Consider the following 21,361-nt stretch of genomic DNA (forward strand, 5'->3'; position numbering starts at 1 on the left):
GCTCAGACGTCCTCGTCGGCCGAGTCCTCGCCGTGGGTGCCGGGGCGGGGCGCCCACGGCAGCTCCTTCGCCGGGCGTACGACGATGAGGCGGTCGCCGCGGGCGAGGAGCGAGACGACCGGGTCGAAGTAGCGGTAGACCTTCTCGTCGCGCACGACCGCGATGACCTGGTCGGGGAGCCGCTGCGGCTGCTTGCCCACCTCGTTGACGAGCAGGTCACGCTCCGCGACCTCGAGGCCCTCGCCGTAGGTCATCAGGTCCTCCATGACCGACCCGAGCATCGGCGACATCGACGACAGGCCCAGGAGGCGGCCGACGGCGTCGGAGGAGGTGATGACCGAGTTGGCGCCCGACTGGCGCATCAGGGGGACGTTCTCCTGCTCGCGCACCGAGGCCACGATCCAGGCGTCCGGGTTGAGCTGGCGCACCGTGAGCGTCACCAGCACGTTGGAGTCGTCGCGGTCGGTGGTGATGATGACGTGGGTCGCCTTCTCCACGCCCGCCTGCCGCAGCACCCCACGTCGGGTGGCGTCGCCGGCGATGCCGACGAGCTGGTCGCGGTTGGCCTCCTCCATCGCCACCGGGCCGGGGTCGACCACGACGATCGACTCGCGGTCGTAGCCGTTGTTGACGAGCGTCTCGATGGCGCTGCGGCCCTTGGTGCCGTAGCCGACGACGACGACGTGCTGGTCCATCTTCTTCCTCCACCGGGCGACCCGGAACATCTCACGTCCCTGCGAGGCGAGGACCTCCAGGGTGGTGCCGATCAGCAGGACGAGGAAGGCGATGCGGGCCGGCGTGATCACGAACGCGTTCACCAGGCGGGCCTGGTCCGACACCGGGGCGATGTCGCCGTAGCCGGTCGTGCTGAGCGTGACGGTCGTGTAGTAGATCGCGTCGATCCAGCTGATCGTGTTGGTGGGGTCGTTGCCGTCGCGGTAGCCGTCGCGGTCGAGGTAGACCAGCAGGACGGTGCCGACGAGGATCGACATCGCCGCCAGCAGGCGCCGACCCAGCTCCCACCACGGCGAGCGGCGCACCTCCGGCAGGGAGACCCGCCCCACGCTGGGATGAGAGGTGTCGGCGCGCACGGTCAGGAGTCTCGCACGCTGATCCGCTCGCGCAGCCGCTGCACCAGCTCCAGCCGGGCGCGCGTCGTGCTCTTCTGCGGGAAGACGGTGTCGAAGGCGGCGTTGACCGCGGCGCCGATGAGCACGGCGAGGGCGAGCAGGTAGAGCCAGAGCAGGACGGCGATCGGGGCGGCCAGCGGCCCGTAGATCGAGCGCGACTCGGCCGCGGTGACCGTCAGCACCCAGCGCAGGACGTACGACCCGGCGATCCAGCAGAACAGCGCGAAGCAGGCGCCGGGCAGGTTGAAGCGCCAGCTCGTCCGCACCGGCACCGACACGTGGTAGAGCGTGGCGAGGAAGCAGATGCAGACCGCCAGGACCACCGGCCAGTAGAGGCTGTTGACGAAGTCGAGCCGGTGCGGCACGACCCGGTCGACCAGGGTCGGCCCGGCCACCACGAGGGGGATGCTCACCGCGCCGGTCACCATCGCGAGCGCGTACAGCACGAACGAGAGCGCGCGGGTGGCGACGATCCCCCGGTGTCCGCCGAGGCCGTGCATGATCGTGATGGTGTCGACGAAGACGTTGAGGGCGCGCGAGCCCGACCAGAGCGCGAGGACGAAGCCGATGGAGATGACGTCGTAGCGACCGCCGTCGAGGACGGTGTCGATCGTCGGCCGGATGATGCCGTTGACGGCCCTCTCGGTCAGCGCCTGGCGCGAGATGTCGAGGACGGCGTTGCGGACGTCCTCCACCTGCGTGTCGGTGAAGCGCTCGCTGACGAAGCCCACCGCCCCGGCCAGGGCGAAGATGAGCGGCGGCACGGAGAGCACGGCGAAGAACGCCGCCTCGGCCGCCAGCCCGGTCACCCGGTGCCGCAGGCACGACCCGACCGTGGTGACCACGATCCTCCACAGCTGCTCACGGCGGCGGCGGAGCAGCGCCTCGACCGGGCGCCGCGCAGGGGTGTCCTCGCGCGCCTCGACCATGCGGCCACGCTATCGAGCCGGAGCGTCGATCAGCCGGACCCGTGCCAGGGTTTCGCCGGGCACGACGTGGGTAGCGTCACGCCATGAGCCGACACCCGCTCCGCGCCTCCCGCACCCCCGTCGTGGCCGCCGTGGCGATGCTCAGCACGAGCGTGCTGACCGTCTCCCTGCTCGCCGCGCCGGCCCAGGCCGCGCCCCGCAAGACGCGCGTGTCGGCGGCGCTCAGCGCCACCGTCGCGCCGGGCGGGGCGCCCGTGGCCATCTCGGGCCAGGTCAGGGACAAGGGCCGCACCAAGCGCACCGTCGTGCTCGAGCAGAGGGTCGCCTCGGGCTGGCGCACGGTCGCGAGGACGCGGTCCGACAGGTCCGGCGCGTACGCGATGACCGTGCCGACGCACTGGTTCTACTCCTCGAAGCTCCGCACCCGCGTGGTGAGGACCCGCAAGCACCCCGGCGACACCTCGCGCGCGCACCGGCTCACCGTGCTCCCGGCCTACGTGCCGCTCGGCTCCCCCACCTCCTGGACCAGGCTGCGCAGGGAGGGCGACCGCTGGGACCCCTGCCGGACCGTGACCTACGGCATCAACTCCTCGCGCGCGACCCCCGACGCCGCCACGGTCGCGGCGGGCATCCACAACACCATCGCCCTCGTGTCGCAGGCCACCGGCGTCACCTTCCGGTTCACCGGCGCGACCTCCGCCGCGCCGTTCGACAGGAGGTTCCGCCGCAAGGACCCGATGCTGGTCTTCGCCTTCACCACCGACGCGGAGACCCCGCTCGACCTCGGCCCGGCGTACGCCGCGCGCGGCGGCTCCGACCGCACCGTCTGGGCCCGCGACGCCCGCGGCAGGCGGATGCTGCGCATCCGCGACGGCGGCGTGCTCTACGACCTCGACGACACGGCGACGATGACGGCCGCCCAGTTCCAGCAGCTCACCCTGCACGAGATGGGCCACGCGATGGGGCTCGGCCACGTGCCAGCCACCGACCAGTACATGACCCCGGGCCCCGAGTTCTACGACCTGCCGATGTCCTACCAGGCCGGCGACCTGCAGGGCTTCGCCGAGGTCGGTCTCCAGGCGGGCTGCGTCCGCCCGCTCCGCGCCGGCCGCAAGACGGCGCTCGAGCGCGTCGCGGTCCCGGACGGCGTCACCGAGCACTGAGCCCGGCCGTCCGCGACGGCCGAGCTCCTACGGTGGGGCCATGACCGAGGCCCGCCCCGACCCCGTGCCGCCACCCACCAGTCGTTGCGCACGACCGTCGAGCGCGCCACCCCGGTCGGCTGAGGGCGCACTGGTCCAGACGGGCCATCCGATCTCGGATGTTCGGTCAAGGATCCCCCAACACCGGGGGCGACGGGCAGGGGCGCGCGTAGGGTCGGCCGGAGCCTGAGGGGGTCCGCCATGTCGAGCCAGTCGAGCACGTTGTTCACCGTCGGCACGCTGCTGCGCCACGCCAAGGACGCCGGCTCGCCGGTGCGGGTCCTGGTGTCCGGCACCTGGCTCGAGGGGGTCGTCGTCGGCTCCGACGGGCTCGGCGTCATCCTCGACGACGGGGCCGGGAACCAGGTGCTGGTGCGCCTGGACGCCGTGCTCGCGGTCAGCGTCTCGAGGGACGCGATCGACGGCGGGCGCGACGAGCCGCCGGCGGACGCCGCCCGGCCGCACTGGCACGCGCCGCGCCAGCCGATCGAGGCGGGCCCGGTCGGCTCCTCACGCTAGGGCCGCCGAGACCACCTCCCGGGCCTCCTCCTGCACCTCGGCGAGGTGCTCCGGGCCGCGGAACGACTCCGCGTAGATCTTGTAGACGTCCTCCGTGCCGCTGGGACGCGCGGCGAACCACGCCGACTCGGTGACGACCTTCAGGCCGCCGATCTTCGCGCCGTTGCCCGGCGCCTCGGTGAGCTTGCCGGTGATCTGCTCGCCGGCCAGCGACGTCGCACCGACGTCGTCGGGCGACAGCGCCGCGAGCTTGGCCTTCTGCTCGCGGTCCGCGGGCGCGTCGATGCGGGCGTAGGCCGGGTCCCCGTGCTGCGCGACCAGGGCGGCGTAGTGCTCGCTCGGCGTCCTCCCGGTCGCGCCCAGGATCTCGCTGGCGAGCAGCGCCAGCAGGATCCCGTCCTTGTCGGTGGTCCACGTCGAGCCGTCGCGGCGCAGGAACGACGCACCGGCCGACTCCTCCCCGCCGAACCCGAACGAGCCGTCCATGAGACCGGGGACGAACCACTTGAAGCCCACCGGCACCTCGACCAGCGGCCTGCCGATCGCCTCGGCCACCCGGTCGATCATCGAGCTCGACACCAGGGTCTTGCCGATCCGGGTCGCCTCCGGCCAGTGGGGGCGCGCGCCCCCGAACAGGTGCGCGATGGCGACGGCGAGGAAGTGGTTCGGGTTCATCAGGCCGGCGTCGGGCGTCACGATGCCGTGCCGGTCGGCGTCGGCGTCGTTGCCCGTCGCGACGGCGTACTCGTCCTTGCGCCCGACCAGCGACGCCATGGCGTGCGGCGAGGAGCAGTCCATGCGGATCCTGCCGTCCCAGTCGAGCGTCATGAAGCGCCACGTCGGGTCGACCAGCGGGTTGACCACCGACAGGTCGAGCCGGTGCCGCTCGGCGATCTCGCCCCAGTAGGCCACGCTGGCACCGCCCAGCGGATCGGCGCCGATGCGCAGTCCGGCGTCGCGGATCGCGTCGAGGTCGAGCACGGACGGCAGGTCGTCGACGTAGGTGCCGAGGAAGTCGTAGCTGTCCGCCGCGGCGCGTGCCCGCGCGAACGCCGCCCGCCGCACCCCCTCGATGTTGCCGCGGATCAGCTCGTTGGCGCGGGCCGCGATGACGCTCGTGGCGTCGGAGTCGGCCGGCCCGCCGTGCGGTGGGTTGTACTTGAAGCCGCCGTCCTGCGGCGGGTTGTGCGACGGGGTGACCACGATGCCGTCGGCGAGCCCGCCGCCCGTGGTGCGTCCCTGGTTGGCGCGCAGGATCGCGTGGCTCACCGCCGGGGTCGGGGTGAAGCCGTCACGGTCGTCGACGAGGACCGTCACGTCGTTGGCGACGAGCACCTCCAGCGCCGTCGCCCACGCGGGCTCCGACAGCGCGTGGGTGTCGCGACCCATGAAGAGCGGGCCGTCGTAGCCCTGCTCCCGCCGGTAGTCGCAGATCGCCTGCGTCGTCGCCGCGATGTGCACCTCGTTGAAGGACGTGGTGAGCGAGGAGCCACGGTGGCCGCTGGTGCCGAACGCCACCTGCTGGGCGACGTCCTCCGGGTCCGGCTCGAGGTCGAAGTAGGCCGTCACGAGGTGGGACACGTCCACCAGGTCCTCGGGGCGGGCGGGCTGTCCGGCTCTCTCGTGGGTGGCCATGGCCCCATCTTGGTGGGTCGGGAGGCCGGCGGTCGAGGGACCTGCCGCCGTGCTGTCGATTCCGGCAGGGTGGGCCCGTCAAAGGGGTGAGGCCGCAGCCCTGCGGCCCGCGACAGGAGGCATGGGATGACCGAGTACGTCGTACTGCTGCTGGGCGACGCGGAGAGGTGGTGGGACCTCCCCGAGGAGGAGCGCGCCGCCGGCTACGAGGCCCACGAGACGTTCACCGCACGGCTCGTCGAGCGTGGCCACCGCGTCACCGGCGGCGCCGAGCTGCACCGCGCGTCGCAGGCGCGCAGCATCGCGCCGAACGCCACCACCGTCACCGACGGCCCGTGGGCCGAGACCCGCGAGCAGGTGGGCGGCTTCTACCTCGTGGAGACCGACGACCTCGACGACCTCCTGGACTGCTGCCTGGTCCTGGCCGCCACGGGCGACGCCGTCGAGGTGCGCCGGTGCGTGACCGCCGAGGAGCGCGCGTCGTGAGGTACCTGGTGCTGCTCGTCGGCGACGGCGAGGTGAAGCCCTGGTCGGAGCACACCGAGGAGGAGCAGGAGGCGGCGATGGGCCGGTTCGTGACGTTCGACGCCGCCTGCAGCGAGCGGGACGGCGTCGAGCTGCTCGCGGGCGAGGCGCTCGGCGACCCGCGCGACGCGACGGTGATGCGGACGAGGGCGGGCACCGTGGAGCTCTCCGACGGGCCCTACGCCGAGGCCATCGAGGGCATGGGCGGGTTCTACCTGGTCGAGGCCCCCGACCTCGACGTCCTCGTGGAGCTGCTGCGGGTGCTCCCGCCCTACGACATCCAGATCCACCCCACCGTCGAGGTCACGTGACCGCCGCCGAGCCCCCGGAGGACGCCCTCGCCCGGGTCGTGCACCAGGAGTGGGGGCGCCTCGTGGCGCTGCTCCTGGCGCGGTTCCGGCGGCTCGACCTCGTCGAGGACGCCCTCGCCGACGCCGTCGAGGCGGCCAGCCGCACCTGGCCCGCCGACGGCGTTCCGGACAACCCGGCGGGGTGGCTGATGATCGCCGCCCGGCGGCGGGTCGTCGACCGGCTCCGCACCGAGGAGGTAGCCCGGCGCAGGCTGCCGCTGCTGGCCACCGACGTCGAGCGCACCCAGGAGGGCGCCCGCACGATGGCCGACGGCGGCACCCTCGTCGAGGACGACGTCCTCCGGCTGGTGCTCATGTGCGCCCACCCCGCCCTCGCCCGCGAGGCCGCGAGCGCGCTCTCGCTGCGGCTCGTCCTCGGTGTGCCGACAGCCGACATCGCGCGGCTGTTCCTGGTGCCCGAGCCGACGATGGCCGCACGCATCACCCGGGCCAAGAAGCGGATCGTCGGTGCCGGCATCCCGTTCGCCGTCCCCGACTCCTCCGCGCTGCCCGAGCGGCTCGACGTGGTGGCGCAGACCGCCTACCTGGCCTTCACCGCCGGCTACTCCCCCGGCGCCGGTCCCGACCTGCTGCGCGCCGAGCTCTCGGGCGAGGCGATCCGCCTGGTGCGCGTCGTGCTGGCCCTGCGTCCCGACGAGCCGGCGCTGGTCGCGCTGCTGGCGCTGGTGCTGCTGCAGCACTCCCGACGCGACGCCCGCGCGCACGACGGCCGGCTGGTGCTGCTCGCCGACCAGGACCGCACCCGGTGGCGCCACGACGAGATCGCCGAGGCGATGCGGCTGCTGGCCACACCGAGCCTGACCGGCCCGCTGACGCCGCTCGCCGCGTCGTACCTGCTGCAGGCGCGGATCGCCGCCGAGCACGCCACCGCCCCGACGGCGGAGGCCACCCGCTGGGACCGTGTCGTCGAGCTGTACGACCTGCTGCTGCGGGTGGCGCCCTCCCCGGCGGCGCGCCTGGCCCGAGCCGTCGCCGTCGCCGAGCACCGCGGAGCGGCCGCCGGCCTCGCCGCGCTCGAGGGGCTGGAGATGGCCGACAGCCACCGGCCCGCGGCGGTGCGTGCCGAGCTGCTGTCGCGCGCCGGCGACACCGACGCGGCGCGCGCGGCGTACGACCAGGCCATCGCCGCGTGCCGCAACGAGGTCGAGCGCGAGTTCCTGGTGAGCCGGCGCGAGGAGCTGTGAGCTCAGTCCTCCGGGACGGCCTGCTGCTTGGCGAGCACGGTGAGCCCCTCGTCGACGACGAAGCCGCGAGCGCGGTCGGCCTCCTGGTCCACGCCGATGCGGGCGCCCGGCGGGACCTTGACGCCCTTGTCGATGATGGCGTTGCGGACGATCGCCCCCTCGCCGACGTGGACGCCGTCCATGAGGACCGAGTCCGACACCTCGGCGCCGTCCTTGACCCACACCGCGGGCGAGAGCACGGAGCGGTTCACCGCGCCGCCGCTGACGACGACGCCCGGGGACAGGATCGAGTTGAACGTCGAGACGCCGGCGCCGCTCGCGCCCTCCACGAGCTTGGCCGGCGGATGCGGTCCGTAGCTGGTGTAGATCGGCCAGGCGGTGTTGTAGAGGTTGAACACGGGCAGCGGTGAGACCAGGTCCATGTGGGCGGCGTAGTAGGACCGCATCGTCCCGACGTCGCGCCAGTAGCCCCGGTCGCGGTCGGTGGCACCCGGGACCTCGTTGTCCTTGTAGTCGTAGACGGCCGACTCGGACTTGTCCACGAACCACGGCACGATGTCGCCCCCCATGTCGTGCTTGGACTGCTCCGCCTCCGCGTCGCGGGTGACGGCGTCGCGGAGCGCGTCGGCGTCGAAGACGTAGTTGCCCATGCTCGCCAGCACCTCCTCCGGCGCGTCCGGCAGGCCCACCGGGTCGGTCGGCTTCTCGAGGAAGGCACGGATCCGGCGCGGGCTGGCCGGGTCGACGTCGATCACGCCGAACTGGTCGGCGAGGCTGATCGGCTGCCGGATCGCGGCCACCGTGCACCCGGCGCCGGACTCCACGTGGGCGGCGACCATCTGGGCGAAGTCCATCCGGTAGACGTGGTCGGCGCCGACCACCACCACGATGTCCGGCTGCTCGTCGGTGAGCAGGTTGAGGGACTGGTAGATCGCGTCCGCGCTACCGAGGTACCACCGCTTGCCCACGCGCTGCTGGGCCGGCACGGGCGTGACGTAGTTGCCCAGCAGGTTCGACATCCGCCACGTCGTGGTGACGTGCCGGTCAAGGCTGTGCGACTTGTACTGCGTCAGCACGACGACCTTGAGGTAGCCGGAGTTGACGACGTTGGACAGCGCGAAGTCGATGAGCCGGTAGATGCCCCCGAAGGGCACGGCGGGCTTGGCGCGGTCGGCGGTGAGCGGCATCAGGCGCTTGCCCTCACCGCCGGCCAGGACGACGGCGAGGACCTTCTTGCGACGCGGCGTGACTGCCATGCGATGAAACTAGCCGTCCGCGGAGGCGCGGTCGACCTTCCATCAGGTGGGGAGAGGACTAGGTTCGGGTCATGCGCATCGACGTCCTCAGCAAGGAGTACCCCCCGGAGATCTACGGCGGTGCCGGCGTGCACGTGGCCGAGCTGGTCCGCGCGCTGCGCGTCCTGCCCGACGTGGACGCCCGCGTGCGCTGCTTCGGTGCCCCGCGCTCCGAGCCCGGCACCACGGCGTACGCCGAGCCGGAGTCGCTGGCCGGGGCCAACCCGGCCATCCGCACGCTCGGCGTGGACCTGGCGATGGTCGACGACTGCGCCGGCGCCGACGTGGTGCACTCGCACACCTGGTACGCCAACACGGCCGGCCACCTCGCCGGGCTGATGCACGGCGTCCCGCACGTCGTCAGCGCCCACTCGCTGGAGCCGATGCGGCCGTGGAAGGCCGAGCAGCTCGGCGGCGGCTACGCGGTGTCGAGCTGGGCGGAGCGCACGGCGTACGAGGGCGCCGCCGCTATCATCGCGGTCAGCGCCGCGATGCGCGACGACGTGCTGCGCAGCTATCCGTCCGTCGACCCCGCGAGGGTGCACGTCGTGCACAACGGCATCGACACCGCGGAGTGGTCGCCGGTGGAGGACCCCGACCGGCTGCGCGAGCTCGGCGTGGACCCCGACCGGCCGAGCGTGGTCTTCGTCGGCCGGATCACCCGCCAGAAGGGGCTGCCGCTCTTCCTCCGTGCCGCGGCCGCCCTGCCGCCGGAGGTCCAGCTGGTGCTGTGCGCGGGCGCACCCGACACCCCCGAGATCGAGGCCGAGGTGCGCGGCCTCGTCGACGACCTCGCCACCACGCGTTCCGGCGTCGTCTGGATCCCCGAGATGCTTCCCCGGGCCGACGTGATGACGCTGCTGACCGGCGCGACCGTCTTCGCCTGCCCGTCGATCTACGAGCCGCTGGGCATCGTGAACCTCGAGGCGATGGCCTGCGAGACCGCGGTGGTCGCCACCGCGACCGGTGGCATCCCCGAGGTCGTCGTCCACGGTGAGACCGGCTGGCTGGTCCCGATCGAGCAGGCCTCCGACGGCACCGGCACCCCCCTCGACCCCGACCGCTACGTCGCCGACCTCGCCGGCGCGCTGATCGAGGCCGTCAGCGACCCCGACCGGGCGCGGGCCTTCGGCGCGGCCGGCCGCCGCCGGGCCGAGGAGTCCTTCAGCTGGGGCTCGATCGCCGCGCGGACCCTGGACCTGTACCGGTCGCTGGCGTAGGGCGGACGGGGCCGGGGCCCGCGCCGGAGCGCCGGCCCGCTTTCTCGCGCGGCCCGGGCCCCACGTCATACGAACCAGCACCTATACGTCCGCCTTCGCATGACGCACCGGACGCCGCCCGAGCCGCCCGGCCTCAGCGTCATACGAACCAGCACCCATACGTCCGCCTTCGTATGACGCACCGGGCGCCGCCCGAGCCGCCCGAGCCGCCCGGCCCCAGCGTCATACGAACGAGCACCCATACGTCCGCTTTCGTATGACGCAGCGGGCGCCGCCCGCGTGGCCGGAGCTCAGCGTCATACGAACCAGCACCCATACGTCCGCCTTCGTATGACGCAGCGGGCGCCAGCCGGGCGCGGCCCGAGCCGCCCGCGCCGCCCGAGTGCCGCCGGCCCCGCGGTCAGCCCAGGACGAGGCCCGGGTAGAGCGGGTGCTTGTCGAGCAGCTCCGCGGACCGCTTGACGACGCGGTCGGCGACGCCGTCGCCCAGGACGTACGACGCCTTGCTGGGGCCGCCGGCCTTGGTGGTGCCGGCCTCGGTGTTGCTGAGCACGTCGACAATGAGCTCGGCGACGGTGTCGAACTCGTCGTGGCCGAACCCGCGGGTGGTCAGGGCCGGGGTGCCGAGGCGGACGCCGGAGGTGTACCAGGCGCCGTTGGGGTCGGCCGGGACCGAGTTGCGGTTGGTGACCACACCGGCCTCGAGCAGTGCCGACTCCGCCTGGCGGCCGGTGAGGCCGAACGAGGAGACGTCGAGCAGCACGATGTGGTTGTCGGTGCCGCCGGTGACCAGCGTGGCGCCGCGGGTCAGGAAGCCCTCCGCGAGCGAGTGGGCGTTGTCGGCGATGCGCTGCGCGTAGTCCTGGAACTCGGTGGTGCGCGCCTCCGCGAAGGCAACGGCCTTGGCGGCCATCACGTGCGACAGCGGGCCGCCGAGGACCATCGGGCAGCCGCGGTCGACGTCGGCGGCGAACTCCTCCTGGGCCAGCACCATGCCGCCGCGCGGACCACGGAGGGACTTGTGCGTGGTGGTGGTGGTGATGTGGGCGTGGGGCACCGGGTCCTCGTCGCCGGTGAAGACCTTGCCCGCCACCAGGCCGGCGAAGTGCGCCATGTCGACCATCAGCACGGCGCCCACCTCGTCGGCGATCTCGCGCATCTTCGCGAAGTTCACCCGCCGGGGGTAGGCGGAGTAGCCGGCGACCAGCACGAGCGGCTTGAACTCGCGCGCCTTGGCGGCCACCGCGTCGTAGTCGAGAAGGCCGGTCTCCGGGTCGGTGCCGTACTGCTGCTGGTGGAACATCTTGCCGCTGATGTTGGGACGGAAGCCGTGGGTGAGGTGCCCGCCGGCGTCGAGCGACATCCCGAGCAGCCGCTGGTTGCCGAACTCGTGACGCAAGGTCTCCCAGTCGGCCTCGGTGAGCTCGTTGACGTTCTTGGCCTGCAGCTTCTCCAGGTAGGGCGTCTCGACCCGGTTGGCCAGGATCGACCAGAAGGCGACGAGGTTGGCGTCGATGCCCGAGTGCGGCTGCACGTAGGCGTACGGCGCTCCGAACAGCTCGCGCGCGTGCTCGGCCGCCAGCGACTCGACGGTGTCGACGTTCTGGCAGCCGGCGTAGAAGCGGTGACCGACGGTGCCCTCGGCGTACTTGTCGCTGAACCAGGTGCCCATCGTCATCAGGACCGCCGGCGAGGCGTAGTTCTCCGAGGCGATCAGCTTGAGCGACGCGCGCTGGTCGGCGAGCTCCTGCCGGGTCGCCTCGGCGATGCGGGGCTCGACCGAGGCGATGACCTCGAGGGCCTGCGAGTACGCACTGCTGATGAGGGAGTCCGTCATGGGTGACAGCCTAGAGGCCGTCGGCGCGGACGAGGAGAACCCCGGCCCGAGCGTGAAGAGTGTGACCTGGACCGCATTCCGGCCGTCCGCGGGGCGACACAGCCACCCGCCATCTCAGCATGTGGCGCGTCATCTCGCATCGCGGGATTTCGGCTTGTGGAACCGGTGTCCACGCCCTGAGACTTCTTGACATGGTCAACGCCTCCACCCATGCGCACCTCGTGGTCCGACGTCACGTCGACCTCATGCGCGTGGGCAGCGCGACCTGTTGGCATCGCTGACGCCGCCCCCAAGAACGTCCCTCCCGCGCTCAACGTCGCGCGCGGCACTTCATCAGCGAACAGGACTCTCCTGACCATGCCCGACCTCCGGTTCAAGCCCCAGGCCGCCCAGCACACCGAGATCCCGCGCCCGAAGCGCGCCGAGGGCCAGTGGGCGCTCGGCTACACCGAGCCGCTCAACAAGAACGAGCAGTCCAAGAAGGACGACGACCCGCTCAACGTCCGGGACCGCATCCTCTACACCTACTCGCGCCGCGGCTTCGACTCCATCGATCCGGCCGACCTGCGTGGCCGCTTCCGCTGGATGGGGCTCTACACGCAGCGGGCTCCCGGCTTCGACGGCGGCAAGACCGCGCAGCTCGAGGAGGAGGAGCTCGACGACCGGTTCTTCATGATGCGCGTGCGCACCGACGGCGCGATCCTGGACGGCGCGGCCCTGCGTGCCCTGGGTGAGCTGTCGACCGCGTACGCCCGCAACACCGCGGACATCACCGACCGCAACAACATCCAGTACCACTGGATCGAGATCGAGAGCGTCCCGGCGATCTGGGAGCGGCTGGAGTCCGTCGGCCTCACCACGCTGGAGGCGTGCGGCGACAGCCCGCGGCCCTTCCTCGGCTCCCCCGTCGCCGGCATCGCCAAGGACGAGATCATCGACGGCTCCGAGGCGCTCGCCGAGATCAAGCGGCGCATCCTCGGCAACCCCGAGTACTCCAACCTGCCGCGGAAGTTCAAGACCGCGCTGACCGGCCACCCCAGCCACGACGTCGCGCCCGAGGTCAACGACGTGGCGTTCGTCGGCACCGTCCACCCCGAGCACGGCCCGGGCTTCGACCTCTGGGTCGGCGGCGGCCTCTCGACCAACCCGATGCTCGCGCACAAGCTGGGCGTCTGGATCCCGGCCGACGAGGTGCCCGACGCCTGGGAGGGCGTGGCCGGGATCTTCCGCGACTACGGCTACCGGCGGCTGCGCTCCAAGGCCCGCCTCAAGTTCCTCCTCGCCGACTGGGGCAAGGAGAAGTTCCGCGAGGTGCTCGAGAACGAGTACCTCCACCGCGCGCTCGTCGACAACCCCTCCCCCGAGTCGCCGGTCGTGCCCGGTGACCACATCGGGATCCACGAGCAGAAGGACGGCCGCTTCTACGTCGGCGCCGCCCCCGTCGTGGGTCGCATCGACGGCACCACGCTGTCCGCGCTCGGTGACCTCGTCGAGCGCTACGGCGCCCGCGGCGCCCGGCTGACGGCGTACCAGAAGCTCGTCGTCATCGGCGTCGCCGCGGAGGACGCCGAGGCGTTCGCCGACGACCTCGAGACGATCGGGCTCACGGCGCGCCCCAGCAACTGGCGCCGCTCGACCATGGCGTGCACCGGCATCGAGTTCTGCAAGCTCGCCATCGTCGACACCAAGGAGCGGGCGCGCCGCCTGGTGACGGAGCTGGAGAAGCGGTTCCCCGACCTCGACACCGACATCACGGTCAACGTCAACGGCTGCCCCAACGCCTGCGCCCGCACCCAGGTCGCCGACATCGGCCTCAAGGGCCAGCTGGTCATGGACGCCGACGGCCGGCAGGTCGAGGGCTTCCAGGTCCACCTCGGCGGGTCCCTGGGCCTGAACCCGGCCATGGGCCGCAAGCTGCGCGCCCACAAGGTGACCAGCGCGGGCCTCGACGACTACGTCACCCGCGTGGTGGCCGCCTACCTCGAGGACCGCACCGACGGCGAGCGCTTCGCCGCCTGGGTGGCGCGGGCCGACGAGGTGCTGTTGCGCGGCGAGCCGCAGCCGGTGGGCGTCTGATGTCCGAGCGCGCCCATGTCTGAGAGAGCACAGCCCTTCCACTGCCCCTACTGCGGGGACGAGAACCTGTTCCCCCGTGAGGGCGCAGGCGCGTGGGAGTGCCGCTCGTGCCTGCGGGCGTTCACCGTGCAGATGACCGGCATGATCCGGCCGGGCGGAGGCGCGGCATGAGCCTGTCCACCGCCGCCGCCCGCGACTTCAAGGGCACGCACACCGAGGGACGTACGCCGGAGGAGCTGCGCGAGCTGGTCTCCCACGTCGGCGCCGAGCTCGAGCTCGCACCGGCCGAGGTGATCATCGAGTGGGCCGTGGCCACGTTCGGCGACCGGTTCGCGGTGACGTCGTCGATGGGCGACGCGGTCCTCGCGCACCTGGCCTCGACGGTGGCGCCCGGCATCGACGTCGTGTTCCTCGACACCGGCTACCACTTCGTCGAGACCATCGGCACCCGCGACGCCGTCGAGGCGACGCTGCCGGTCAACCTGCGCACGGTGCGACCTGCGCAGAGCGTGGCGGAGCAGGACGCCGAGCACGGCGCGGAGCTGTTCCGCACCGACCCCGACCTGTGCTGCGCCCTGCGCAAGGTCAAGCCGCTCAACGACGCCCTGGCCGACTACGACGCCTGGGCGACCGGGCTGCGCCGGGCGGAGACGCACAACCGGGTCATCGCGCCGGTCATCGGCTGGGACGCCCGGAAGGGCAAGGTCAAGGTCTCGCCGCTGGCCCGGTGGAGCGACGAGCAGGTCGAGCAGTACATCGCCGAGAACGGCGTCCTCGTGAACCCCCTCGTCCACGACGGCTACCCGAGCATCGGGTGCTGGCCGTGCACCCGCCGGGTGGCCCCGGGCGACGACCCGCGCAGCGGGCGCTGGGCCGGCACGAGCAAGACCGAGTGCGGGATCCACGCATGACGCCCCGAACCTCACCGCAGATCGCACGACAGACCAGCGACAGCGTCGTCGCACCCACCCAGCACCACCGCACCACACACGATCGGAGGCACCCCTGATGGCTGCTCCTGCTCTGGTTGCCCTGGCCCACGGAAGCCGGGACCCGCGTTCGGCCGCGACGATCAAGGCGCTCGTCGCCGAGGTCAAGGCGATGCGCCCCGACCTCCGCGTCGAGACGGCGTTCCTCGACCTCTCCAAGCCGACCTTCGACACGGTCGTCGACCGGCTCGTGAAGGCCGGCTTCGACGAGATCGTCGTCGTGCCCCTCCTGCTCACCGAGGCCTACCACGCCAAGGTCGACGTCCCGGAGGCCATCGCCGCGGCCATGGCCCGCCACGAGGGCGTCCGCATCCAGGCGAGCCGGATCCTCGGCATGGAGTCCGCGTTCCTCGAGGTGCTCGACGTCCGCCTGCGCGACGCGCTCCGGGCGGCGCGCGTGCGCGAGCTCGACGCCCTCGTGCTCGCTGCAGCCGGCTCCTCCGACCCGCTCGCCAACCAGGCCGTCGCCCGCATCGCCCGCACCTGGGGCGCTCGTCACCGGTTGCCGGTCACCGCGGCCTTCGCCTCCGCGGCCCCGCCGGCCGCGGGCGAGGCGGTCCGGGCGTTCCGCGCCGAGGGCAAGCGCCACATCGCCGTGGCGTCGTTCTTCCTCGCCCCGGGACGGCTCCCCGACCGGGCCGCCGAGCTCGCTGTCGAGGCCGGAGCCGTCGCGGTCTCCGACCCGCTGGGTGCCCACCCGGCCGTCGCCCGCGCGATCCTGGCCCGTTATGCCGTCGGCGCCGTCGAGCTGGTGCCCGTCTGAGCCGAGCCGCGTCCGCCGGGGTGGGTGCTCGCCCGGGCGGCTCCGCCTCGGACGTCAGTCGAGGTGCTTGAGGGCCTCACGGCGGGAGAGACCGCTGAGGCGGTCCGCGTGGGTGCGCACGAACGTGCGGACCCACGACGGGTCGGTGCGGGCGTGCTGGCGCAGGGCCCAGCCGAGCGCCTTGCGGATGAAGAAGTCCGTGCCGTACGCCGTGTCGTCGAGGTTCGCGACCAGCACCCTCGCGAGCAGGGCCGTGTCGGTCCGCTCGCCGTGCCGCAGCTGCGCGAGCACGGCCGTACGCCGGACCCACAGGCTGTCGCGGTCGACCGACCACGCATCGACGACCCGCGTCGCCTCCTCGCGGTGGTCGAGCAGCACCTGCCCCACGGGGTGGACCGCGATCTCGTCGACGACGTCCCACCACGCCCCGGAGCGGACGAGCCGCTCGAGCAGCGGCAGCACGTCGGGGTCCAGCCACTGCCGGTGGGCACGGTGACGCACCAGCGCGATCGCGGCGTACCACTCCTCGCGAGAGGTGGCGTCCTCCCACAGCTCGAGGACGGCGGCCTCCCACTGTGCCCGGTCGACGAAGCGGTGCTCGACGAGCAGCGGCCCCAGCAGCGCCTCGAGGGCGGGCGAGCCGAGGCCGACGAACGGCAGCGCGGACTTCATGTACGCCTGCTGCCGCGCGGCCCGCTCCGGGTCGCCCGACCGCGCCAGGGCCGCGCGGACCGCGGAGACGTACGTCATCGAGCGTGCTCCGCCCGGCTCAGCGGACGTTCATCCGACGAGGCGCTCGCGCAGGTGCTCGAGCTGCCGCGCCGGGTCGCCGGTGACGCCGCCGTGGACGGGGCCCGGCTGCAGGACCGTGCTCCGCGGCGCCTTGAGGAAGCCGAACCGCTGGCCCAGGGGCTGTCGGGCCGCCTCCCCACCGCGGTCGTCGCCCCGGCACACCCAGTCGACGAACGTGAGCGCGTCGCAGACCTGGTCGACGTCGATGCCGGCGTCGAGCGCCCGGAGCCGGTGGCCGTCGACGCTCCACGACGCGTCGAGGAAGTCCGCGGCCTGGCAGTGCAGCACCACGCCGACGTTGAGGAACTCCTCGCGGTCCGGCCGCGGGACGCAGCGGAGGACGACGTACTGGTAGGCCAGCCGCGGCGCGCTCATGGCGCCACCTCCGGAAGCCACTGGCGGGTGCCGAGCCGGGCGGTGAGGAACTCGACGTAGGCGGCCCGCAGCGCCTGCGGCGTCTCCGCGCCCGGCACCGGCTCCAGCCAGACGTCGGGCACCTGCGCGAGGACCTCGGTGAAGACGTCGCGGTCGAGGCGCGACGAGATCTCCTCGTCGAGCTCGCGTGCGCGGCTCGCGCAGGTCTCGAAGACGTGGCCTCCGGCGTCCCACGGCTGCGCGGCGAACCGGGCGGGGTCCGTGACGCCGGAGCGCCAGCCGTGGTGGAAGTAGAGCGAGGCTCCGTGGTCGATGACCCAGAGCTCGCCGTGCCACAGCAGCAGGTTGGGGTTGCGCCACGAGCGGTCGACGTTGGCGGTGAAGGCGTCGAGCCACAGCACCGTGGCGCCCTCGTCGTCGGCCGCGCTGACCTGGCCGTCGACACCGAACGAGCCGGGCAGGAAGTCGATCCCCAGGTTGAGTCCGACGCTGGCGTTGAGCAGGTCCTGCACCTCCTCGTCGGCCTCGTAGCGCGCGAGCTCGGGGTCGAGGTCGAGCACCACCAGGCGCGGCGTGCGCAGGCCGAGGCGGGTCGCGAGCCCGCTGGCCACCACCTCGGCGACGAGCACCTTCGCGCCCTGGCCGGCGCCGCGGAACTTGCAGACGTAGGTGCCCAGGTCGTCGCCCTCGACGACGCCCGGCAGGCTGCCGCCCTCGCGCAGCGGAGTGACGTACCTCGTGACGTGGACGGTCGGGAGTGGGTCCGGAGGACCGGCGACGGTCACTGGACCGAGTCCTCCTCGGCGAGCCGCTGCTGCTCGGCCGCCACGTCGAAGTCAGCCGTGGGCCACTGCAGGTCGAGGCCGCGCAGCGTGTCGAGCAGGAGCTGGCCGACCGCGAGGTTGCGGTACCACTTCTTGTCCGACGGCACGACGTACCACGGGGCGGCGTCGGTGTGCGTGCGGTGCAGCGCGACCTCGTAGGCCTCGCGATAGGCAGGCCAGCGCGCGCGCTCGTCGAGGTCTCCCGGGTTGTACTTCCAGTGCTTCTCGGGGTTGGCCAACCGTTCGGCGAGCCGCTCCTTCTGCTCGTCGGGGCTGATGTGGAGCATGCACTTGATGATCGAGACCCCCTGGTCGACCAGGCGGGCCTCGAAGTCGTTGATCGCGCCGTAGCGGCGCTCGACCTCGCCGGGGTCGGCGAAGCCGCGGACGCGGGCGATGAGGACGTCCTCGTAGTGCGAGCGGTCGAAGACACCGACGTAGCCGGCGTCCGGCAGGCCCCTCTCGATCCGCCAGAGGAAGTCGTGGGCCCGCTCCTCCTCGGTCGGCGCCTTGAAGCTCGTGATCCGAACGCCCTGCGGGTCGACCAGGCCGATGGTGTGCCGCAGCACGCCGCCCTTGCCGCTGGTGTCCATGCCCTGGAGCACGAGCAGGACCCGACGCTGCGACCCGGCGGTGCGCTCGGCCCACAGGCGTTCCTGGAGGTCCGACAGCTCGGGCTGCATGGCGGCCAGCGCGGCCTTGCCGTCGGCCTTCTTCCCGTCGAAGCCGGGCGCTGCGTCGGTGTCGATGGCGGTCAGGTCGACCGTTCCGCCCGGCAGGCGCAGGGCGTCGGCGATCGCGGAGGTCGTCATGGGGTCATCATGGCCCACCGGCTGGGTGGGCCGTCGGGTGCCGGTCCGCTCAGTGCGCCAGCGCCTCGGGATCCACAACGGGCGGGAGCACGGACCAGGGGAAGTCGATCCAGCGCTCGGTCAGCCGCCAGGCGTAGGTCGGCTTGATGACCGACTGCGGCTTCTCGTAGATCACGACCGTGCGCGCCTCGGCGACGTGGCCGCCGCAGAACTGGTGCACCAGCTCGAGGGTCCGCCCGGTGTCCGCGACGTCGTCGGTGATGAGCACCTTGAGCCCGGACAGGTCGACCGCAGCCGGGGTCGGCGGCAGCATGATCGGCACGTCGAGCCGCTCGTCGACGCCGGTGTAGAACTCGACGTTGACCACGGAGATGTTCTTGACCGCCAGGGCGTAGCCCAGGCCCATGCCGAGGGCCAGTCCGCCGCGGGCGATCGCCAGGATGATGTCGGGACGGTAGCCGGAGTCCGCGACCTGCTGCGCCAGCTCGCGCGTGGCCGTGCCGAACAGCTCGTAGGACAGGACCTCGCGCTCGTCGCTCACGGGACCATCACACCACTGGTGGCGCGGCGCGTCGATGTCGACCGTCACGTGGTGGTGTCGGGTCGCGGGCCCGCCCCCGCCCCCGGCCCGGTCCCGTCCCCGGCCCCGGCCTCAGCCCCAGCCCGGCCAGCGTCATACGAACGAGCACCGATAGGTCCGCCTTCGTATGACGCACGCGGCGCCGCCCGACCCGCGCCCGACCCGCCACGCGCGCCAGCCCCAGCGTCATACGAACCGGCACCCATACGTCTGCCTTCGTATGACGTACCGGACAGCGTCATACGAACCAGCACCTATAGCTCCGCCTTCGTATGACGCACGCGGCGCCGCCCGCCCCGCGCCCGACCTGCCCGGCCCTAGCGTCATACGAACCAGCACCTATAGGTCCGCCTTCGTATGACGCACCGGGCGCCCGCCCGAAGAGGGCCCAGGGAGGGCCACGGCGCGGGTGGAGGGGGCTCAGTCGTCCAGGGGGCCGAGGTCGTCGACCTCGTCGCCGCTGTCGCGCAGCGCCTCGCGCACGACCGAGTACACCAGCCCGGCGGGGTAGCCCTTGCGGGCGAGCAGCCCGGCGAGGCGTCGCGTCGCGACCTGGGGATCGAGCCCCCGCATCGACCGGAACTTCTTGTCGACCAGGGCCCGAGCGGCCGCGCGCTGGTCGGCGTCGCCGATCTGCTCGAGTGCGGCCGAGGTGGCGTCGTCGTCGACGCCCTTGCGACGCAGCTCCTGGGCCAGCGCCCGGGGCGCAAGCCCTCGGCTGCGGTGCCGGCTCTCCACCCACTGCCGGGCGAACGCGGCGTCGTCGATCAGGCCGACCTCGGTGAACCGGTCGAGGAGGTCTTTGGCCAGCCGGTCGGGCACGTTCTTCCTGGCCAGCTTGTCGGCGAGCTCCTTGCGCGAGCGCGCCTGCCCGGTGAGCGCATCGAGCAGGATCCTGCGTGCCACGGCTTCGGGGTCGGCTTCGACCTCGGCGGCGGCCGCCTCCGCCCGGGCGGTCCTGGCCGCCTCACGCTCCTCCCAGGTCCGGGTGCGACGTCGACCGCCACGCCCTTCGCGGCCCTCGTTGCGACCGGTGCGCTCCTCGGAGCCGCGTGCAGCGGTCGACCGCCCGGCAGGGCGGCGCGGCGCGGCCGGCGTGGATGGGGTCTCCCCCACCCACGCCTGCACGCCGAGCCCGACGTCACCGGCCCACTCAGGGGCGGGGCGGCGCTCAGAAGTCATTGACCCCGATGGGCTCGTCGCTCAGCTCGTCGGCCGGCTTGTCGACGGCAGGGATCACGCCGAGCTTCTCCAGGATGAGCTTCTCGATCTCGTTGGCGAGGTCGGGGTTGTCCCGCAGGAAGTTGCGGGAGTTCTCCTTGCCCTGGCCGAGCTGGTCGCCCTCGTAGGTGTACCAGGCGCCGGCCTTGCGGATGATGCCCGCCTCCACACCGACGTCGATCAGGCCACCCTCGCGGCTGATGCCCTTGCCGTACATGATGTCGAACTCGGCCTGCTTGAACGGCGGGGCCACCTTGTTCTTGACGACCTTCACGCGGGTGCGGTTGCCGACCATGTCGGTGCCGTCCTTGAGCGTCTCGATGCGGCGCACGTCGAGGCGCACCGAGGAGTAGAACTTCAGCGCCCGACCACCGGTCGTGGTCTCCGGCGAGCCGAACATCACGCCGATCTTCTCGCGCAGCTGGTTGATGAAGATCGCGGTCGTGCCGGAGTTGTTGAGGGCACCGGTCATCTTGCGCAGCGCCTGGCTCATCAGGCGGGCCTGGAGACCGACGTGGCTGTCGCCCATCTCGCCCTCGATCTCGGCGCGGGGCACCAGGGCCGCCACGGAGTCGATGACGATCAGCGAGAGCGCGCCGGAGCGGATCAGCATGTCGGCGATCTCGAGCGCCTGCTCACCCGAGTCGGGCTGGGAGACCAGGAGGGCGTCGGTGTCGACGCCGAGGGCCTTGGCGTAGTCGGGGTCGAGCGCGTGCTCGGCGTCGATGAAGGCGACGATGCCGCCGGCCGCCTGGGCGTTGGCCACCGCGTGGAGGGCGACCGTGGTCTTTCCGGAGGACTCCGGACCGTAGACCTCCACGACGCGACCGCGCGGGAGACCGCCGAGGCCGAGGGCCACGTCGAGGGCGATCGACCCGGTGGGGATCACCTCGAGCGGGGCACGCGTCTCGTCGCCCAGTCGCATGACCGAGCCCTTGCCGAACTGCTTCTCCACCTGTGCGAGCGCGGCGTCGAGGGCCTTCTCGCGGTCTGCACCAGCCATTGCTGTGTCCCGTCTTGTCGTCGTGTGATGTGAGGTACGTCTGCGACGCTAGGGCGAGCCACCGACAGTCCCTGATCAG

Annotated in this window: 22 protein-coding genes; 10 read left to right on the forward strand and 12 right to left on the reverse strand. The window is 72.5% G+C overall.

Annotated elements, in window-relative coordinates:
* Positions 1-2: 2 nt before the first annotated feature.
* Positions 3-1,091 (reverse strand): potassium channel family protein, encoded by a 1,089-nt coding sequence (locus tag J3P32_RS16290; RefSeq protein WP_307807893.1) that lies wholly within the window; start codon positions 1,089-1,091, stop codon positions 3-5.
* Between the two features lie 2 nt (positions 1,092-1,093).
* Positions 1,094-2,059 (reverse strand): YihY/virulence factor BrkB family protein, encoded by a 966-nt coding sequence (locus J3P32_RS16295; RefSeq protein ID WP_210441171.1) that lies wholly within the window; start codon positions 2,057-2,059, stop codon positions 1,094-1,096.
* A gap of 83 nt (positions 2,060-2,142) precedes the next feature.
* Here J3P32_RS16295 and J3P32_RS16300 point away from each other — a divergent pair, with 83 nt between their 5' ends.
* Together J3P32_RS16300 and J3P32_RS16305 are read left to right on the forward strand one after the other, a co-directional pair.
* Positions 2,143-3,222, forward strand: a complete 1,080-nt coding sequence (locus J3P32_RS16300; protein WP_210441173.1) for a matrixin family metalloprotease — start codon at positions 2,143-2,145, stop codon at positions 3,220-3,222.
* A 240-nt stretch (positions 3,223-3,462) separates the two neighbouring features.
* Positions 3,463-3,780: a hypothetical protein gene (locus J3P32_RS16305; RefSeq protein WP_210441175.1), complete on the forward strand. Its 318-nt coding sequence runs from the start codon at positions 3,463-3,465 to the stop codon at positions 3,778-3,780.
* Here J3P32_RS16305 and pgm read toward each other — a convergent pair.
* Positions 3,772-5,415 (reverse strand): phosphoglucomutase (alpha-D-glucose-1,6-bisphosphate-dependent), encoded by a 1,644-nt coding sequence (gene pgm, locus J3P32_RS16310; protein ID WP_210441177.1) that lies wholly within the window; start codon positions 5,413-5,415, stop codon positions 3,772-3,774. The two genes, J3P32_RS16305 and pgm, sit on opposite strands and share 9 nt — an antisense overlap.
* 126 nt (positions 5,416-5,541) lie before the next feature.
* Here pgm and J3P32_RS16315 point away from each other — a divergent pair, with 126 nt between their 5' ends.
* From J3P32_RS16315 to J3P32_RS16325, 3 genes are read left to right on the forward strand one after another with little or no spacing between them, the layout of a single operon-like run.
* Positions 5,542-5,901, forward strand: coding sequence for a YciI family protein (locus J3P32_RS16315; protein WP_210441179.1), 360 nt, complete (start codon positions 5,542-5,544; stop codon positions 5,899-5,901).
* Positions 5,898-6,251: a YciI family protein gene (locus J3P32_RS16320; RefSeq protein ID WP_210441181.1), complete on the forward strand. Its 354-nt coding sequence runs from the start codon at positions 5,898-5,900 to the stop codon at positions 6,249-6,251. The genes J3P32_RS16315 and J3P32_RS16320 overlap by 4 nt, the downstream gene beginning before the upstream one ends.
* On the forward strand, positions 6,248-7,495 hold the full coding sequence (locus J3P32_RS16325; protein WP_210441183.1) for an RNA polymerase sigma factor: 1,248 nt from the start codon (positions 6,248-6,250) through the stop codon (positions 7,493-7,495). Before J3P32_RS16320 ends, J3P32_RS16325 begins: the two co-directional genes overlap by 4 nt.
* A gap of 2 nt (positions 7,496-7,497) precedes the next feature.
* On the opposite strand, the gene glgC is transcribed toward J3P32_RS16325, so the two are convergent.
* Complete coding sequence (gene glgC, locus J3P32_RS16330; RefSeq protein WP_210441185.1) at positions 7,498-8,751, reverse strand: glucose-1-phosphate adenylyltransferase; 1,254 nt, start codon at positions 8,749-8,751, stop codon at positions 7,498-7,500.
* 71 nt (positions 8,752-8,822) lie between these two features.
* Between glgC and glgA the strand changes: the two genes are divergently transcribed.
* Positions 8,823-10,010: a glycogen synthase gene (gene glgA / locus J3P32_RS16335; RefSeq protein WP_210441187.1), complete on the forward strand. Its 1,188-nt coding sequence runs from the start codon at positions 8,823-8,825 to the stop codon at positions 10,008-10,010.
* 400 nt (positions 10,011-10,410) lie between these two features.
* Here the strand turns inward: glgA and J3P32_RS16340 are convergent, their stop codons facing one another.
* Positions 10,411-11,847, reverse strand: coding sequence for a glycine hydroxymethyltransferase (locus tag J3P32_RS16340; RefSeq protein ID WP_210441189.1), 1,437 nt, complete (start codon positions 11,845-11,847; stop codon positions 10,411-10,413).
* Between the two features lie 357 nt (positions 11,848-12,204).
* Here J3P32_RS16340 and J3P32_RS16345 point away from each other — a divergent pair, with 357 nt between their 5' ends.
* The 4 genes from J3P32_RS16345 to J3P32_RS16360 all read left to right on the forward strand — a co-directional run bounded on the left by J3P32_RS16345 (position 12,205) and on the right by J3P32_RS16360 (position 15,675).
* Positions 12,205-13,923 carry a nitrite/sulfite reductase gene (locus tag J3P32_RS16345; RefSeq protein ID WP_210441191.1) on the forward strand — a complete coding sequence of 573 codons (1,719 nt, stop codon included), beginning with the start codon at positions 12,205-12,207 and terminating at the stop codon, positions 13,921-13,923.
* Between the two features lie 15 nt (positions 13,924-13,938).
* Positions 13,939-14,094 (forward strand): eL43 family ribosomal protein, encoded by a 156-nt coding sequence (locus J3P32_RS16350; RefSeq protein WP_056600593.1) that lies wholly within the window; start codon positions 13,939-13,941, stop codon positions 14,092-14,094.
* A complete protein-coding gene (locus J3P32_RS16355) occupies positions 14,091-14,834 on the forward strand; it encodes a phosphoadenylyl-sulfate reductase (RefSeq protein ID WP_210441193.1) in 744 nt (247 codons plus the stop codon). Before J3P32_RS16350 ends, J3P32_RS16355 begins: the two co-directional genes overlap by 4 nt.
* A gap of 97 nt (positions 14,835-14,931) precedes the next feature.
* Positions 14,932-15,675, forward strand: a complete 744-nt coding sequence (locus tag J3P32_RS16360) for a sirohydrochlorin chelatase (protein ID WP_210441195.1) — start codon at positions 14,932-14,934, stop codon at positions 15,673-15,675.
* A 54-nt stretch (positions 15,676-15,729) separates the two neighbouring features.
* On the opposite strand, the gene J3P32_RS16365 is transcribed toward J3P32_RS16360, so the two are convergent.
* The 7 genes from J3P32_RS16365 to recA form a co-directional block, all read right to left on the reverse strand.
* Positions 15,730-16,425: a DNA alkylation repair protein gene (locus J3P32_RS16365; protein WP_210441197.1), complete on the reverse strand. Its 696-nt coding sequence runs from the start codon at positions 16,423-16,425 to the stop codon at positions 15,730-15,732.
* 30 nt (positions 16,426-16,455) lie between these two features.
* Positions 16,456-16,842 (reverse strand): DUF3037 domain-containing protein, encoded by a 387-nt coding sequence (locus J3P32_RS16370; RefSeq protein WP_210441199.1) that lies wholly within the window; start codon positions 16,840-16,842, stop codon positions 16,456-16,458.
* A complete protein-coding gene (locus J3P32_RS16375) occupies positions 16,839-17,627 on the reverse strand; it encodes a HipA family kinase (protein ID WP_210441201.1) in 789 nt (262 codons plus the stop codon). Before J3P32_RS16375 ends, J3P32_RS16370 begins: the two co-directional genes overlap by 4 nt.
* On the reverse strand, positions 17,624-18,478 hold the full coding sequence (locus tag J3P32_RS16380; RefSeq protein WP_210441203.1) for a polyphosphate kinase 2 family protein: 855 nt from the start codon (positions 18,476-18,478) through the stop codon (positions 17,624-17,626). Before J3P32_RS16380 ends, J3P32_RS16375 begins: the two co-directional genes overlap by 4 nt.
* A gap of 49 nt (positions 18,479-18,527) precedes the next feature.
* Entirely contained in the window at positions 18,528-19,019 is a 492-nt protein-coding gene (locus J3P32_RS16385) for a phosphoribosyltransferase (RefSeq protein ID WP_210441205.1), read from the reverse strand.
* 459 nt (positions 19,020-19,478) lie between these two features.
* Entirely contained in the window at positions 19,479-20,240 is a 762-nt protein-coding gene (locus J3P32_RS16390; RefSeq protein WP_210441207.1) for a regulatory protein RecX, read from the reverse strand.
* Positions 20,230-21,282: a recombinase RecA gene (recA, locus tag J3P32_RS16395; protein ID WP_210441209.1), complete on the reverse strand. Its 1,053-nt coding sequence runs from the start codon at positions 21,280-21,282 to the stop codon at positions 20,230-20,232. The genes J3P32_RS16390 and recA overlap by 11 nt, the downstream gene beginning before the upstream one ends.
* Positions 21,283-21,361: the final 79 nt, after the last annotated feature.

Origin of the sequence: Nocardioides xinjiangensis (genome assembly GCF_017916385.1) — a bacterium.
Classification (GTDB): domain Bacteria; phylum Actinomycetota; class Actinomycetes; order Propionibacteriales; family Nocardioidaceae; genus Nocardioides; species Nocardioides xinjiangensis.

What these genes read in the sequence shown, in the direction of transcription:
- J3P32_RS16295 (WP_210441171.1), bottom strand. Translation starts at nt 2,059, where the DNA reads ATGGTCGAGGCGCGCGAGGACACCCCTGCGCGGCGCCCGGTCGAGGCG.
- J3P32_RS16300 (WP_210441173.1), top strand. Translation starts at nt 2,143, where the DNA reads ATGAGCCGACACCCGCTCCGCGCCTCCCGCACCCCCGTCGTGGCCGCC.
- J3P32_RS16305 (WP_210441175.1), top strand. Translation starts at nt 3,463, where the DNA reads ATGTCGAGCCAGTCGAGCACGTTGTTCACCGTCGGCACGCTGCTGCGC.
- pgm (WP_210441177.1), bottom strand. Translation starts at nt 5,415, where the DNA reads ATGGCCACCCACGAGAGAGCCGGACAGCCCGCCCGCCCCGAGGACCTG.
- J3P32_RS16315 (WP_210441179.1), top strand. Translation starts at nt 5,542, where the DNA reads ATGACCGAGTACGTCGTACTGCTGCTGGGCGACGCGGAGAGGTGGTGG.
- glgC (WP_210441185.1), bottom strand. Translation starts at nt 8,751, where the DNA reads ATGGCAGTCACGCCGCGTCGCAAGAAGGTCCTCGCCGTCGTCCTGGCC.
- glgA (WP_210441187.1), top strand. Translation starts at nt 8,823, where the DNA reads ATGCGCATCGACGTCCTCAGCAAGGAGTACCCCCCGGAGATCTACGGC.
- J3P32_RS16340 (WP_210441189.1), bottom strand. Translation starts at nt 11,847, where the DNA reads ATGACGGACTCCCTCATCAGCAGTGCGTACTCGCAGGCCCTCGAGGTC.
- J3P32_RS16345 (WP_210441191.1), top strand. Translation starts at nt 12,205, where the DNA reads ATGCCCGACCTCCGGTTCAAGCCCCAGGCCGCCCAGCACACCGAGATC.
- J3P32_RS16350 (WP_056600593.1), top strand. Translation starts at nt 13,939, where the DNA reads ATGTCTGAGAGAGCACAGCCCTTCCACTGCCCCTACTGCGGGGACGAG.
- J3P32_RS16355 (WP_210441193.1), top strand. Translation starts at nt 14,091, where the DNA reads ATGAGCCTGTCCACCGCCGCCGCCCGCGACTTCAAGGGCACGCACACC.
- J3P32_RS16360 (WP_210441195.1), top strand. Translation starts at nt 14,932, where the DNA reads ATGGCTGCTCCTGCTCTGGTTGCCCTGGCCCACGGAAGCCGGGACCCG.
- J3P32_RS16365 (WP_210441197.1), bottom strand. Translation starts at nt 16,425, where the DNA reads ATGACGTACGTCTCCGCGGTCCGCGCGGCCCTGGCGCGGTCGGGCGAC.
- J3P32_RS16370 (WP_210441199.1), bottom strand. Translation starts at nt 16,842, where the DNA reads ATGAGCGCGCCGCGGCTGGCCTACCAGTACGTCGTCCTCCGCTGCGTC.
- J3P32_RS16380 (WP_210441203.1), bottom strand. Translation starts at nt 18,478, where the DNA reads ATGACGACCTCCGCGATCGCCGACGCCCTGCGCCTGCCGGGCGGAACG.
- J3P32_RS16390 (WP_210441207.1), bottom strand. Translation starts at nt 20,240, where the DNA reads ATGACTTCTGAGCGCCGCCCCGCCCCTGAGTGGGCCGGTGACGTCGGG.
- recA (WP_210441209.1), bottom strand. Translation starts at nt 21,282, where the DNA reads ATGGCTGGTGCAGACCGCGAGAAGGCCCTCGACGCCGCGCTCGCACAG.